Here is a 13968-nt window from a genome sequence, read left to right on the forward strand (position 1 = left end):
GTTGAACAGACCAGCCAGGCCGCTGCGGCAGGCTGGTTTGCGGCATCGCAATCAATCCGAAATAAAATCATGTATTCTCGTATAGACGAAATTTGTCCATAATTCGGCTTTTCCGGATTAATGATTTATTGCTTGATTTTGAATATAAGAGATTTGTGCAATAGGCTTGAGCCCAAATCGGCAATTGGTGGCCGCCGCGCGTTCCCGCGACGTGGGTGGCCGTACAATAGCCAGCCGCCGGCCTGCCGGTTGCCGCCCTTGCCCTTGTTGCCCTGTCGTCTTCACTGCCCTAGACCATGAATAGCCTGAGCCGCATGCTGGAAGTCCTGACCTTGTTCAAGCCCAGCCAACCCGTCATCGACATCGAACTCATCTGTGCGCAGCTGGGTTACACCCCAGCCAGCGCCTATCGTTATGTACGGGAGCTGGGCAATGCCGGTCTGCTGGTGAAGATGCCGCGCGGCTATGCAGTGGGGCCCAAGGTGATCGAGCTGGATCGCCACATGACGCAGTTCGACCCGCTGCTCTCGGCCAGCCGAGACATCGTCGGCGACCTGGTGGCGCAGACCGGGCTGGAGTTATTGATCAGCGAGTTGTATGGCTCGACTGTGATCACCATCCTGCAGGAGTCGGGCAGCAGCGATGCGCGCCTGAACTTCGGCCGCGGCACGCCCATGGACCTGTTCCACAGCGCCACCGCGCGCGTGATCCTGGCCTATCTGCTGCCGCGCCAGTTGCGCAAGCATTTCGACGGCGCCAGCGCCGAAGAGCTGCGGCTGGTGGGCAGCAACTGGCGCGATTTCTCCAAGGTGATGCTGAAGATCCGCAAGGATGGCTATTGCGTGAGCGAAGGCGAACTGGACCCCGGCAAGACCGGTATTGCCGCGCCCATCTTCGATGAGAAGCAGCGCATCCTGGGCAGCATCACGCTGGCCGGCAATACGGAACGGGTCAATGCCTTCAATCGGGAATTTCTGTCCGGGCTGATTACGGATGCGGCGCGCAAGATTACGGCGCGGATTGCGGGCTGAAGCGCACACAAAAAAACGCCGGTCCATCGACCGGCGTTACTGGCCTGGCAACAGGCGTTCCTACTGGAATATCTTCTGTGGCGCTCGCCGCGCCGTCTGCGACGGCAACTCCCCAAACAAGGCCTGATAATCCTCGGCAAAATGGCTGAGGTGGAAAAATCCCCAGCGTGAAGCGATGTCGCCAATCGAGGCTTCCTGGTGGGTGGTGGACAACAGCTCGCGCCGCACGCCGTTCAGGCGCACGCAACGCAGGTAATTCAACGGCGTGGTCTCGGCCACCGTCTGGAAACTGTTCTGCACCGTGCGCCGGCTCACCTGCAGGCGCTGGCAGACCTCGAAGATGCTGGGCACATTGGCGGCGTCAACGATGGTCTGGCGGTGCAGCTTCTCCACGATATAGCTGCGGGTGGTGCTCATCTGGCGCACGGGGTCGCAGTCGGGGGTGGAGAGCAAACCCAGCAGTTCGCCCAGCAACGACGACTCCAGCGCCTGCTCGCGCTGCAGGGTCTGCACGCTCGGCATATCGGCCTGGCGCGGGCCGTCGTCGAACTGCAGCATGGCATGCGAAAACAGCGTCAGCAGCCGTTCGCGGCAGGCGCGCAGCCCCTTGGGCGGGACCTTGATGACGGGCTGCTTGAGCAAGGCGACGATGCGGTCGGGATCGGGCATCTGGTGCAGATGCTCTTCGAACAGGTCGCGGTCGAAGGTCAGCGAGAGCAGGTCAGTGTCCATGGGCATGTGGAACATGAACTCCTCGCCGCCCTGCAGGAACAGGATGCTCTTGTCATCGGCTTCGCGTCCCTGCACATGCGCGGCACCCGGGGCGGCGATGGGGAAGGCAAAGCAGATCTGGTCCCTGGGCGCCTCGCCATGCTGCACGACGCGCTTGTTGATACGCTCGCGGAAGGCGTGGCAACGCCGGGTCGACAACTGCATCAGCGAACTCTCCAGCTTGCCCGCGGAAATCTGTGCATAGGTCTGCTTCCATGCGCCAATGGCGGCGGCATGCACATGCACGTCCTGAAAACGGTGAATGCTTTGCAACATGGTCTCTCTCCAAGTGAACCGCGCTTGCTCCCGGCTAGCGTGGCTCTGTCTCTATGCATTTAACGTGCCTGCATTTTTAATTGTTTTGCTTGTGGCCTGCATCGGTATCAAGAACCACGATGGCATCGGGTCCGGAGGCCGTGCGGCTTCTGCTTGTTTGTCTTCTTGCATATCTGTTTTGTGCAAATTTATCTCAAAGCCAAAATTTAGCAAATACTTTTACAATTTTCCAAGCTTTGGGGACGCACTTTTCAAAATAGTGCAACTTTAGTTTTTTATGCACAACATCAATGCAGGCCGGGCAACTATTGGGCAGTCAATCATTTCTGCGCAGCAATACCCCGCTGCTCCGCTGCGCCGAATTGCTCATTTGGGCTAACTGCGCCGCCCTGCACTCGCTACATTCTGGCTGCATGCAGGCGCATCTGCGTAACTCCCAGCGTAAGCGGCGCGCAAGCTGCCGCACGCCGTATCCCTCGACAACCGCCAACACGAGAATGAGCATGTCTCTCCATCTTCAGCACTTTATTGCAGGCGAGGCCACCGAGGCCTCCGACGGCCAGCGCATGAACCTGGTCAATCCCATCAACGAGGAAATCTACGCCAGTGCAGCGCAAGGCACGGCAGCCGATGTGACGCGCGCCGTCGCGGCGGCCAAGGCGCAACTGGAAGGCGGGGCCTGGAGCAAGCTCTCGGGCCTGCAACGCGGACAACTGCTGCACAAGCTGGCGGCCTTGGTCGAGCGTGATACCGAGCTGCTGGCCGACATGGATGCCCGCGCCATCGGCCGCTCGCCGATGGAGCCGCGCATGATGGATGTGCCCAATGCCATCAGCCACCTGCGCGCCGCCGCCGGCTGGGCCAACCAGATGGAAGGCCGCACCATTCCCACCGCTGGCTATATGGGCAAGCCCACCTTGTCCTATACGGTGCGCGATCCGATTGGCGTGGTCGGGGCGATCCTGCCGTGGAATGCGCCGTTGATGATCACCAGCTGGAAAGTCGCGGCGCTGCTGGCGGCCGGTTGCACGGTGGTGATCAAGCCGGCCGAGGAAACCCCGCAGTCGGCGCTGCACCTGGCGCGCCTGGCGCAGGAGGCGGGCTTCCCGGATGGCGTGATCAATGTGGTGACCGGCTATGGCAACAGCGTCGGACGCGCTCTGTGCGAGCATCCCGATGTGGCCAAGATCAGCTTTACCGGCAGCCCCGAAGCGGGCCGCGCGATCCAGCGCATTGCCGGTGAACAGTTCAAGCGCGTGACCCTGGAACTGGGCGGCAAGAGTCCGCAGATCGTCTTTGAGGATGCGCCCTTCGAGGACGCGCTCTTTGGTTGCACCCTGGGCCTGTTCGTCAACCAGGGCCAGGTGTGCGCGGCGGGGTCGCGCATCCTGGTGCAGCGCAGCCTGGCGCAGCGCTTCGCCAAGGCGCTGGCCGAGGCCGCCGCCGGCATCACGGTGGGCGATCCCAGCCAGCCGGGTGTGCGCATGGGGCCGGTGGCCAAGAAGGCGCAGTTCGAACGCGTGAACCGCTACATCCAGCAAGGCCTGGATGAGGGCGCCACGCTGCTGGCCGGCGGCGTCTCGCGTCCGGACAAGGGCTGGTTCGTGCAGCCGACCATCTTTGCCGACGCCAACAATGGCATGAGCATCGCCCGCGAGGAAATCTTCGGGCCGGTGGGCACCATCATCAGCTTCGATACCGAAGAAGAAGCCATCGCCCTGGCCAATGATTCGAAGTATGGACTGGCCGCCACGGTCTGGACCAACAACCTGGCGCGCGCGCATCGCGTGGCCGCGGGCGTGAAGGTGGGCGCGGTGGGCGTCAATTGCTGGAGCCCGCTGGACGCCAACCTGCCCTGGGGCGGCATCAAGGATAGCGGCATGGGACGCGAAGGCGGTCTGGCCGGTGCACTGGCCTACACCGAAGAAAAGACCGTGACCGTGTTGCTGGCTTCCTGAGCCTTGCCCTCTTCTTCCTCCTGATGGACGCAACGCGGTGCGAGCTGCGCTGCGTCCTTTTTTCATCCTTGCCCTGCTGCTGACATGTCCACTCATCCCACTGCCTCGCTGACCATCGACCTGCCCGCCATCGTGGCCAACTGGAAGACGCTTTCCGCACGGGTGGCGCCGGCGCGCTGTGGTGCGGTGGTCAAGGCCGATGCCTATGGACTGGGGGCGACCATGGTGGTGCGCGCCCTGTTGGCGGCGGGTTGCCGCGAGTTCTTCGTGGCCCTGGTCAGCGAGGGCGTGAGCCTGAAACAGACACTGGCCGATCATTGGCCCAAGGGTGCGCGACTGCACATCCTGAACGGAACGCTGCCGGGGGACGAACTGCTCTGTCTGCACTACGGCCTCACGCCCGTGCTCAACAGCCTGGAGCAGGTGCGCAGCTGGCAATCCTATGCCCGCCAACTGGACTTCCCGCTGGCCGCAGCGCTGCAGGTCGATACCGGCATGGCGCGACTGGGGCTGGCTCCGGCAGAAGTGGCGCAGCTGGCAGGGTCGCGCTTGGGGCTGGCGGGCATCGCGCCTACCTTCCTGATGAGCCACCTGGTCAGCGCCGAGGAAACTACCAATCCGCTGAACCGGCATCAGCTGGAACGCTTCCTGGCGATACGCCAGCATTGGCCCGAGATTCCTGGGTGCCTGGCCAATTCCTCCGGCATCTTCCTCGGTGCGGATTTCCATTTCGGCTGCGTGCGGCCAGGGGCGGCCTTGTACGGGGTGCATCCGGGCGGAGCGGGACCCAATCCCATGCGTCCCGTATTGCGCCTGCAGGCGCCGCTGATCCAGTGGCGCGACCTCCAGGCCGGCGAATCGGTGGGCTACAACCACACCTGGCAAGCCAGCCGACCGACCCGCGTGGGCACGATTGCACTGGGCTACGCCGATGGCTATCTGCGCAGCGCCAGCAATCGCGGCGTGCTGCGACTGGAGGGGGTCGAGGCGCCGCTGATCGGGCGGGTCTCGATGGACAGCATCACCGTGGACCTCAGCGCCATCGATCCGGCGCGCTTGTGTCCTGGCCTGCTCTTCGATGTGCTGGATGCGCAGCAAGACATCAACGCCCTGGCCGTGCAGGCCGGCACCAATGCCTATGAGATCCTGACCAGCCTGCGCCATCGCTATCGCCGTCACTACCTTGAGTGAACGCACGTTGGTGTGGATGCAGCAACAACAAGACGGGCCTTGAAATATTGAATTGCAAGGCCCGTCTTTCTTGTGACGACGCGGTTGGGCGCGCTTACAGCTTGTGGCTGCCCAGGGCGGCAAAGCGCAAGGGTGCACAGCGGCGCAGGCGCGTGGCCAGCATCACACCCAGCACGATGGCCAGCGGGATCATCGAACACAAGGCATAGGACATGGACCGACTGGCGCCGGTGAGGACATCGAAATGCAGGATCGCGGTGCTGAGGATGTAGAGCAGCGCCAGCAGCGACACGGCCGGCAGGATGCGCACGCGCCAGGCGCTGTTGCAGGCCTCGGGGCGGCGGCGGAAATAGCAGATCACGGCGGCCGAGGTCATGATCATGAGCAGCATCAGGCACAGCGCGGCCAGGCTGGAGAACCAGGCGAACAGGTGCAGGATGGGATGAGCGTCGAAGACCGCGAAGAGCGTGACGACCACCGCAGCAATCACGCTCTGCAGCGCGGACCCCATGTGCGGGCTCTGGTAGGTGCGGTGGGTGGTGCCCAGCAGGCGATGCAGCAGGCCATCGCGGCCCACGGCGTAGAAGTAGCGCGCAGCCGAACTGTGGAAGGCCAGCAGGCCGGCGTAGATGCTGATGACGAAGAGGATGCGGATGACGGCTGTCAATCCCGGTCCCGCGTAGTGATCCGACATCAGGTAGATGAAGGCGGTCGGGTCTTGCATGCCCTCGAGCAGCTTGACCACCTTGTCGCTGCCGGCGCCGATGATGAGCGACCAGAGCGAGATGCCGTAGAAGCCGCCGATCAGCAGCACCGAGGTATAGGTGGCGATGGGGATGGCGCGCTTGGGGTTCTTGGCTTCTTCGCCATAGATGGTGGTGGCCTCGAAACCGATGAAGGCGGCAAAGGCAAAGAGCAGGCCGATGGAAGGCGTGCCGCTCATGACGTTGGCGGGGGAGAAGGAATCCAGATTGACGCCATGATCGCCGCCCGAACGCAGGATACAGAAATCCAGCACCAGCACCGCCAGGTACTCGGCCACCACCACCACCGAGAGCAGCCGCGCCGACAGGTCGATGTTGCGATAGCCGAGGACGGCCACGCTCAGCATGGCCACGGCGGCGTAGACCCACCAGGCCAGGTGGATGCCGAAGATGTCCGAGAAGGTGGCCGACATCACGCCGCCGAACATGCCATAGAGCCCGATCTGCAGGATGTTGTAGGCGAACATGGCCAGCACCCCGGCCACGCCGCCGGCGATGCCGCCCAGGCCGGCGCTGGAGAAGGCGTAGAAACCGCCGGCATTGGTGACGTGGCGCGCCATGGTGGTGTAGCCCACCGAGAAGGCCAGCAACAGCAGCAGAATCAGCACCAGCAAGGCCGGCGTGCCGGCGCCGTTGCCCAGCATGATGCCGATGGGAAAACCACCGGCGATGACGCTCAGCGGACTGGCGGCAGAGACCACGAAGAAGATGATGAAACCCACGCCCAGGGCGTTCTTGCGCAGCGCATTCTCTTCTTTGTCTTGGGTAGTGCAATCGACCTGGCTCATCGGACCCTTACCTTATCTAAAAACACTTGCGTCTCGTCATCGCCGTGATCGTCTCGTGCTTGCAGCGAGGCAAGCGATCATCGGCGTCTTCCGCGCCCGGCGGGCAGCGTGAGGGGTGATGGCATTCTAGAGAGGTGCGGCTGTTTTCTTTAACCCAAATTGGCAGCTAGGTCGTGCCGTCCAGGTAGGGCCGCTGCATCAGTGCAAACGATTGTAGGGCGGAAGAAAACGGCGTGGCGCGGGGCCGATGAAGAAAATGCAAGAGCCGGCCCGCGCTGTGGCGGGTCGGCCTCAGTTGCTGACGCAACGCTGACGATAAGGAGGGAAAAACTCAGCCCGCCAACCGCCGCTCGATCAGTTCATAGGCGCGCAGGAGGCCGGCGATGCGCGCATGTTCGAAGTCGAGGTAGAGCGGGCTGTCCTGGCGATACCGCACCAGCCGCTTGCCCTCATGGAAGATGCGCAGGGCCAGGGTCCAGCCATTGAGGCCCTGGACGCCGATGACACGGATGTCATGCCCGCGATACTGTGCGTGATGGATCTGCTCGCGGTCGTTGAGCAGGCGCTTGCCATACAGGCGCAGGTCGGCGCGCGGGCACATCATCGCCCCTTGCGCGCCAGGCGCTGCGCAAAGCCCAGCACCAGCACAAAGAACACCGGCACGAACAGCACCGCCAACACCGTGGCGCTGACCATGCCGCCGAAGACGCCCGTGCCGATGGCGCGCTGCGTCTCGGCGCTGGCGCCCGAGGCCAGCATGAGCGGCACCACGCCCAGCGCAAAGGCCAGCGAAGTCATCAGGATGGGGCGCAGGCGCAGCACCGAGGCCTTGATCGCCGCCTCCACCAGCCCCATCCCTTCGCTGCGCAGCTGGCGGGCGAACTCGACGATGAGGATGGCGTTCTTGGCGGACAGGCCGATGACGGTGATCATGCCCACCTTGAAGAAGACGTCATTGGGCATGTCGCGCAGGATCACCGCCGCCACTGCCCCCACCAGGCCCAGCGGCACCACCAGCATCACCGACAGCGGAATGCTCCAGCTCTCGTAGAGCGCCGCCAGCACCAGGAACACCACCAACATGGACAAGGCCATCAGCATGGGCGCCTGCGCAGCCGACAGGCGTTCCTGCAGGGACTGGCCGGTCCAGGCCACGGCAAAGCCCGGCGGCAACTGCTGCGCCAGTCTTTCCATCTCGGCCATGGCTTCGCCGCTGGCTACGCCGGGGGCGGCGCTGCCGGAGATGCGCACTGCCGGGAAACCCTGGTAGCGCTGCAACTGCGTGGGCGCCTCGCGCCAGGAAGCCTTGACCAGTTCGGCCAGCGGCACCATGCCGCCGCTCTGGTTGCGCACATACAGTTTCATCACATCCTCGAGCTGCATGCGCGAGCTGGCCTGGGCTTGCAGGATGACTTGCTGCATGCGCCCGGCATTGGGGAAGTCATTGACATAGAAGGACCCCATGGCCGCCGACAAGGTATCGCTGATGCTGGAGAACGACACGCCCAGCGCAGCGGCCTTGTGGCGATCAATCTCCAGCTGGATGCTGGCGCCTGCCGGCAGGCCATCGGAATAGACGCCGCTGAGCTTGCGGCTCTTGGCCGCCAGCGCCAGCAACTGGGCCTCGGCCGCCTTGAGCGCGGCATAGCCCTGGTTGGCGCGGTCCTGCAGACGCATGGCGAAGCCGGAGGAATTGCCCAGCTCTTCAATGGCCGGCGGCAGCAGGCTCATGACCATGCCATCCACGCCGGACTGCATGGCCGCCTGCGCCGACATGGCTTCGGCGGCCGAAGTAGAGCCCTTGCGCTCCTTCCAGTCCTTCAGTTCGGTAAAGGCCATGGCCGCGTTCGGGCCTGAGCCGGAAAAACCGAATCCCAGCACCGACAGGTTCGCCCCGATATCCTCGCGCCCCTTCAGATAACGCTCGAACTGGTCCACGGCGCGCGCCGTGCGCTCGGTGGTGGCGTCAGCCGGCAGCTGGAAGGAGGTCATGAAATAGCCCTGGTCTTCTTCCGGCAGGAACGCCGAGGGCAAGGCCTGCATGCCCACCACCAGCAAGCCCGACAGGGCCGCATACACCAGCATCATGCGCAGACCGCGTGCGATCAGGCGGCCCAGCGCGGATTCATAGCGGGCGGTAAGCCGATTGAAAGCGCGGTTGAAGGCGCCAAAGAACCCGCGCTTGTCGTGATGACCGGCAGGAACCGGGCGCAACAGCGTGGCGCACAGGGCCGGCGTCAGACTCAGCGCCAGGAAGGCCGAGAACAGGATCGACACCGCCATGGCCACGGAAAACTGCCGGTAGATCACACCCACCGAGCCACCGGCCAGGGCCATGGGGATGAAGACGGCAGTGAGCACCAGGGTGATGCCGATGATGGCGCCGGTGATCTCGCCCATGGCCTTGATGGTGGCTTCGCGCGGTCCCAGGCCTTCATGCGCCATGATGCGTTCGACGTTTTCCACCACCACGATGGCGTCATCGACGATGATGCCGATGGCCAATACCATCCCGAACATGGTCAGCACGTTGACCGAGTAGCCGGCCAACTGCATCACCGCCAGCGTCCCCAGCAGCGCAATAGGCGCAACAATGGCCGGAATGACCGTATAGCGCACGTTCTGCAGGAACAGGTACATCACCAGGAACACCAGCACCATGGCCTCGATGAGGGTCTGTACCACCTTCTGGATCGAGATCTTGACGAAGGGCGCCGTGTTGTAAGGCAGCGAGAAGGCCATGCCCTGCGGCAGGCTGGGGCGCAACTCTTCCATGCGCGCCTGGATGGCCGCCGCAGTGCGCACCGCATTGGCCCCGGGCGAGAGCTGCACGGCGGCCACGCCCGCGGGCTTGCCATTCTCACGGTTGGCGAAGGCATAAGACTGCGCACCCAGTTCCACCCGGGCGACATCGCCCAGCAGCACGCGCGAGCCATCCGCCTTGGCCTTGAGCACGATGGCGGCGAACTGCGCCGGCGACTGCAATTGCCCCTGGACCGTCAGCGGCATGGCGATCTGCTGGCCGCGCACGGCCGGTGTGTCGCCCAGCCGGCCCGGGGCGATCTGGGCGTTCTGCTGGCTGACGGCCGTGCTGATATCGGTCACGGTCAGGCCGTAGGCGTTGAGCTTGAAGGGATCGATCCAGATGCGCATGGCCTGTTCGGCCCCGAACAGTTGCACCCGTCCCACACCTTCCGTGCGACGCAGTTCCTCCACGATGTTGCGCGCCAGGTAGTCGTTCAGGCGCACTTCGTCATAGCGGCCATCCACCGAGGTGAGGCTGACCATGAGCAGGAAACTGGAGGCCGCCGATTCCACCGTCACGCCGTTCTGGCGCACCGTCTGCGGCAGGCGGGCTTCGATGGCCTTGAGCTTGTTCTGCACGTCCACCTGGGCCAGCTCGGGATCGGTGCCGGGCTTGAAGGTGACGCTGATCTGGGCGGTCCCCGAGGTATCGGCCGAGGATTCGAAGTACAAGAGGTTCTTCACCCCCGAGAGCTCGCGCTCGATCAGGCTGATGACGCCGTCGTTCATGGTCTGCGGCGTGGCGCCCGGATAGGTGGCGTTGATCGAGACCGACGGCGGGGCGACCGAGGGATAGCGCGCAATGGGCAGCTGGCTCATGGCGATCACGCCGAAGAGCACGATGAACAAGGCGACCACCCAGGCGAAGATGGGACGGTCAATGAAAAAACGAGGCATGCAGAAACTCCATCAGTCAGGCACGCGGTAAGCGCCGGCTTCGGGGGAAGACAGCATTTTTGCCCCTTTGGGCAAGCCGACAGTACAATCGCGAGCGAAGGCGGAGTCTGGGCGATGAGCGTGATGATTGCGCGATACAACGATGGAGTTTTGATGGAGAAGGAAAGATTGTCCCCCCCCATGCACACCGGTGAACCGGCCCCGACCACAGCGCCCCCAGCGGCTGGCGCACTGATCCTCATTGCCGAGGATGCGCCCGAGATCGCCGAGATCCTGGCCGCCTACCTGGCCCGCAATGGCATGCGCAGCGTGCATGCCGCCGATGGCGCGAGGGCGCTGGAGCTGCACCTGGCGCTCAAGCCCGACCTGGTCCTGCTGGACATCCAGATGCCGCAGGTCAATGGCTGGCAGGTGCTGTCGCAGATCCGCCAGCGCGACAATACCCCCGTCATCCTGCTCACCGCCCTGGACCAGGACGTGGACAAGCTGACCGGCCTGCGCATCGGCGCTGACGATTACGTGGTCAAGCCCTTCAACCCGGCCGAGGTGGTGGCGCGGGTGGAGGCAGTCCTGCGCCGCAGCCTGCCGCGCGAAGAGCGCGATGACCGCCAGGTGCTGCGTGTTCCGCCCTTCGTGATCGACTTCGAGCAGCACGAGGTGGTGGCCGAGATCGAGGGGGTGAGCCATACCCTGGTGCTCACCCTGACCGAATTCAAGCTGCTGGCCCAGCTGGCGCGTGCGCCCCGGCGCGTGTTCAGCCGCGCCGAGCTGCTGGCCTCCTGCCTGCCCGAGGGCGATACGCTGGAGCGCACCGTGGACAGCCACGTCAGCAAGCTGCGCAAGAAGCTGGAAGACCTGGGCATCGCCGGCATCCCGGTGAGCATACGCGGCGTGGGCTACCGCTTCCAGCAAGGCAGTTGAGGAGAGGCTGGTGAAGCACGGGACCTTCTTCTCGATCTGGCGCAGCAAAGGACTGGCGCGCCAGATCGTCACCGCGGTCGTGGTCCTGGCGGTGGCCATCATGCTCATGGTGCTGCTGGGTTCGTATGCCTTCTATTCGACCATGTTCATCTTCTTCCCCACGGCCATGTCGGCGCCGGACAGCTGGCTGCCCTCGCCGGTGGAGTGGGGCTGGATCCTGGCCACCACCCTGATCGGCCTGTCCATCGCGCTGTGGGTGGCGGTGCGGCTGTCGCGCCGCATCCTCACGCCCCTCAATTCGGTGGCCACCAGCCTGCGCCGGGTCGCGCAGGGCGACCTGTCGGCGCGTGCCGCCGCCGAACGGCAACCGCTGGACGAGGCCTGGCAGCTCATCAATGACTTCAACGCCATGGCTGAGCGGCTGGAGCGCGTCCAGCAGGAACGCATCTTCTGGAACGCCGCCATCGCCCATGAACTGCGCACGCCGGTGACAATCCTGCGCGGCCGCCTGCAAGGACTGTCGGATGGCGTGTTCCAGCCCGAACCTGCGCTCTTCTCCAGCCTGCTGGCCCAGGTCGAAGGCCTGGGTCGGCTGATCGAGGACCTGCGCATCGTCGGCCTGGCCGAGAGCGGGCATCTGCGCGTACAGCTGCAGGAAACCGACCTGCAGGCCGACATCATGACCGTGCTCAAGGCCTGCGAACCGGCGCTGCAGGAGAGGGGCTTCCGGCTACAGCTGGAGACCAGCGTGCAGCGCAGCCGCTGCGATCCGGTGCGCATCCGCCAGGCGCTCCTGGCCTTGCTGGAAAACGTCTTGCAGCACGCCTCTCCCGGGCTGCTGCGCATCAGCACGCGCAGCCTCGCCGGCATGCACAGCCTGTGCGTGGAAGACAGCGGCCCCGGTATTGCCGCCAGCGATGCACAGATGATCTTCGACGCCTTCCATCGCGGCGCGCGTACCGGCGACGCCCAGCAGAAAGGCAGCGGCCTGGGGCTGGCCGTGGTGCGCGCCATTGCCAGCGCGCATCATGGCACGGCCGATTGCCGCTCCTCCGAGCTGGGGGGCGCTTGCTTCGAAGTGCGCTGGCCTCATTGAGCAATGATGTGTATATTTTCCTCAGGCAGTTGGCTTGAAGAATGAGCACATAAAGCTCACAAAGATCACAAAGTTCACGAACATCAGAGGGGTCAGACAAACTCGGCGGACCAAGGGGGGACACCATGCGCAGAGCCGGAGCAAGGCGGATGCTGGCGGGCGTGTTGTTGCTGTGTGCGTTCATGCAGGCCGCATGGGCGCAGGAGCGCAAGACCATCGCACTAGGTTTCACCGGCCGCTTGTCCGAGCCGATCGCCCAGAGCGCGCTGCAGGGCGCGCAACTGGCCATCGACGAGGCCAATGCGCTGGCGGCAAAGCGACGCTCGCCGCTGCGCTTCGAGCTGTTGCCGCAGGACGATCACGGCAACGAGAACTTCGCCGTCAATATCGCCCGCTATTACGTCAAGGAAAAGGTCGCTGGCGTCATCGGCCCGTGGAGCAGCGATGCCGCCCTGGCCACTGCCGCGATCTATGAAAGCGCACAGATTCCGCAGATCGGCTTTACCGCCACCAGCAGCCAATGGACCGGCATGGGCAACCGCATGCCCTTCCGTGTCGTGGGCGGCACCCGCGAGCTGGCCGCCACGCTGGCCGAGGTGGCCACGCGTTCGCTGCAGGGGCGACGCATCTTCGTGATCCAGAGCGACGCGGCCTATAGCCGCGCACTGGCCGATACGCTGGTCGGGAACCTGGGCGGCAGCGCCCAGCAGATCGCACTGGCGCGCTACCAGGTGGGCCGCCGCAGCACCGATTTCCATGCCGCGCTGAAGGCGGCGCAAGCGCACCAGGCCGATGTCATCGTCTTCGTGGGCCTGTATCCGCAGGCGCGGGCCTTCATCGACGGAGCCAACCGGACCCGCACGACGGCGCGCCTCCTGCTCACCGGCGGCGCCAGCAACCTGAGCCTGCCAGCGCCGCTGGAACTACGCCTGCATGTGCTGGAATACGAAATCGCCCGCCCCCATTGCCCGCAATGGAAAGCCATGACGCAGACCTACCAGCGCCGCTTCGGCGCCGCGCCCACGACTTACTCCTTCTATGCCTACGATGCCGCCAGCGTGCTGACCGCCGCCATTGTCCAGGCTGGCAGCGACGATGGCGACAGGATCGCCGCTGCGCTGCACCGGATGCGCCATGCGGGGCTGCATGGAACGCTGAGCTTCGACGCCGCTGGGGCCAATGCCCATCCGCGCTATACCTTGTTGCGCTACCAGGAACGTTGGCAGGCGGTGGAGTTCTTTGCGCCGGGCAGCGCCAATGCACGGCAGGTGGGGTGCAGTTAGCGTTTGGCCTCAGACATCCAGCGCACCCGGAAAAAAAGACAAATCCCTCGTTCCAGGAGGAAGCCAGGGGTTGCCTGGGAAGTGGACGTCATGCCGGGGGAAGGCCAAACTGCAGGGAACAGCAACCACGGACTTTTGGTAAATCAGCTTTGCTGCGTTAGTCAGTTTTGCAAATAACACAAGAAAA

Annotated in this window: 10 protein-coding genes; 6 read left to right on the forward strand and 4 right to left on the reverse strand. The window is 64.3% G+C overall.

Annotation, left to right across the window (positions count from 1 at the left end; all coding sequences use genetic code 11):
• Positions 1 to 296: 296 nt before the first annotated feature.
• Positions 297 to 1031 (forward strand): IclR family transcriptional regulator, encoded by a 735-nt coding sequence (locus tag BGK68_RS00370; RefSeq protein WP_075255438.1) that lies wholly within the window; start codon positions 297 to 299, stop codon positions 1029 to 1031.
• 60 nt (positions 1032 to 1091) lie between these two features.
• Here BGK68_RS00370 and BGK68_RS00375 read toward each other — a convergent pair whose 3' ends face one another.
• On the reverse strand, positions 1092 to 2078 hold the full coding sequence (locus BGK68_RS00375; RefSeq protein ID WP_075255439.1) for a helix-turn-helix domain-containing protein: 987 nt from the start codon (positions 2076 to 2078) through the stop codon (positions 1092 to 1094).
• A 503-nt stretch (positions 2079 to 2581) separates the two neighbouring features.
• Here BGK68_RS00375 and BGK68_RS00385 point away from each other — a divergent pair.
• Positions 2582 to 4036, forward strand: coding sequence for an aldehyde dehydrogenase family protein (locus BGK68_RS00385; protein ID WP_075255441.1), 1455 nt, complete (start codon positions 2582 to 2584; stop codon positions 4034 to 4036).
• An 84-nt stretch (positions 4037 to 4120) separates the two neighbouring features.
• On the forward strand, positions 4121 to 5227 hold the full coding sequence (gene alr / locus BGK68_RS00390) for an alanine racemase (protein ID WP_075255442.1): 1107 nt from the start codon (positions 4121 to 4123) through the stop codon (positions 5225 to 5227).
• Positions 5228 to 5321: 94 nt separating this feature from the next.
• On the opposite strand, the gene BGK68_RS00395 is transcribed toward alr, so the two are convergent.
• The 3 genes from BGK68_RS00395 to BGK68_RS00405 form a co-directional block, all read right to left on the reverse strand.
• Positions 5322 to 6779, reverse strand: a complete 1458-nt coding sequence (locus BGK68_RS00395) for an APC family permease (RefSeq protein WP_075255443.1) — start codon at positions 6777 to 6779, stop codon at positions 5322 to 5324.
• 331 nt (positions 6780 to 7110) lie between these two features.
• Entirely contained in the window at positions 7111 to 7383 is a 273-nt protein-coding gene (locus tag BGK68_RS00400; RefSeq protein WP_233149210.1) for a hypothetical protein, read from the reverse strand.
• Positions 7380 to 10481 (reverse strand): efflux RND transporter permease subunit, encoded by a 3102-nt coding sequence (locus BGK68_RS00405; protein ID WP_075255444.1) that lies wholly within the window; start codon positions 10479 to 10481, stop codon positions 7380 to 7382. Before BGK68_RS00405 ends, BGK68_RS00400 begins: the two co-directional genes overlap by 4 nt.
• Positions 10482 to 10661: 180 nt before the next feature.
• On the opposite strand from BGK68_RS00405, the gene BGK68_RS00410 reads away from it, so the two are divergent.
• The 3 genes from BGK68_RS00410 (at position 10662) to BGK68_RS00420 (ending at position 13781) form a co-directional block, all read left to right on the forward strand.
• Positions 10662 to 11402 (forward strand): response regulator, encoded by a 741-nt coding sequence (locus BGK68_RS00410; RefSeq protein WP_048348624.1) that lies wholly within the window; start codon positions 10662 to 10664, stop codon positions 11400 to 11402.
• Positions 11403 to 11412: 10 nt separating this feature from the next.
• Positions 11413 to 12498 (forward strand): ATP-binding protein, encoded by a 1086-nt coding sequence (locus tag BGK68_RS00415; RefSeq protein WP_075255445.1) that lies wholly within the window; start codon positions 11413 to 11415, stop codon positions 12496 to 12498.
• A gap of 125 nt (positions 12499 to 12623) precedes the next feature.
• Positions 12624 to 13781, forward strand: a complete 1158-nt coding sequence (locus tag BGK68_RS00420; RefSeq protein ID WP_075255446.1) for a branched-chain amino acid ABC transporter substrate-binding protein — start codon at positions 12624 to 12626, stop codon at positions 13779 to 13781.
• Positions 13782 to 13968: the final 187 nt, after the last annotated feature.

The sequence above is a fragment of the Herbaspirillum camelliae genome (genome assembly GCF_001929405.1).
Classification (GTDB): domain Bacteria; phylum Pseudomonadota; class Gammaproteobacteria; order Burkholderiales; family Burkholderiaceae_D; genus Herbaspirillum; species Herbaspirillum seropedicae.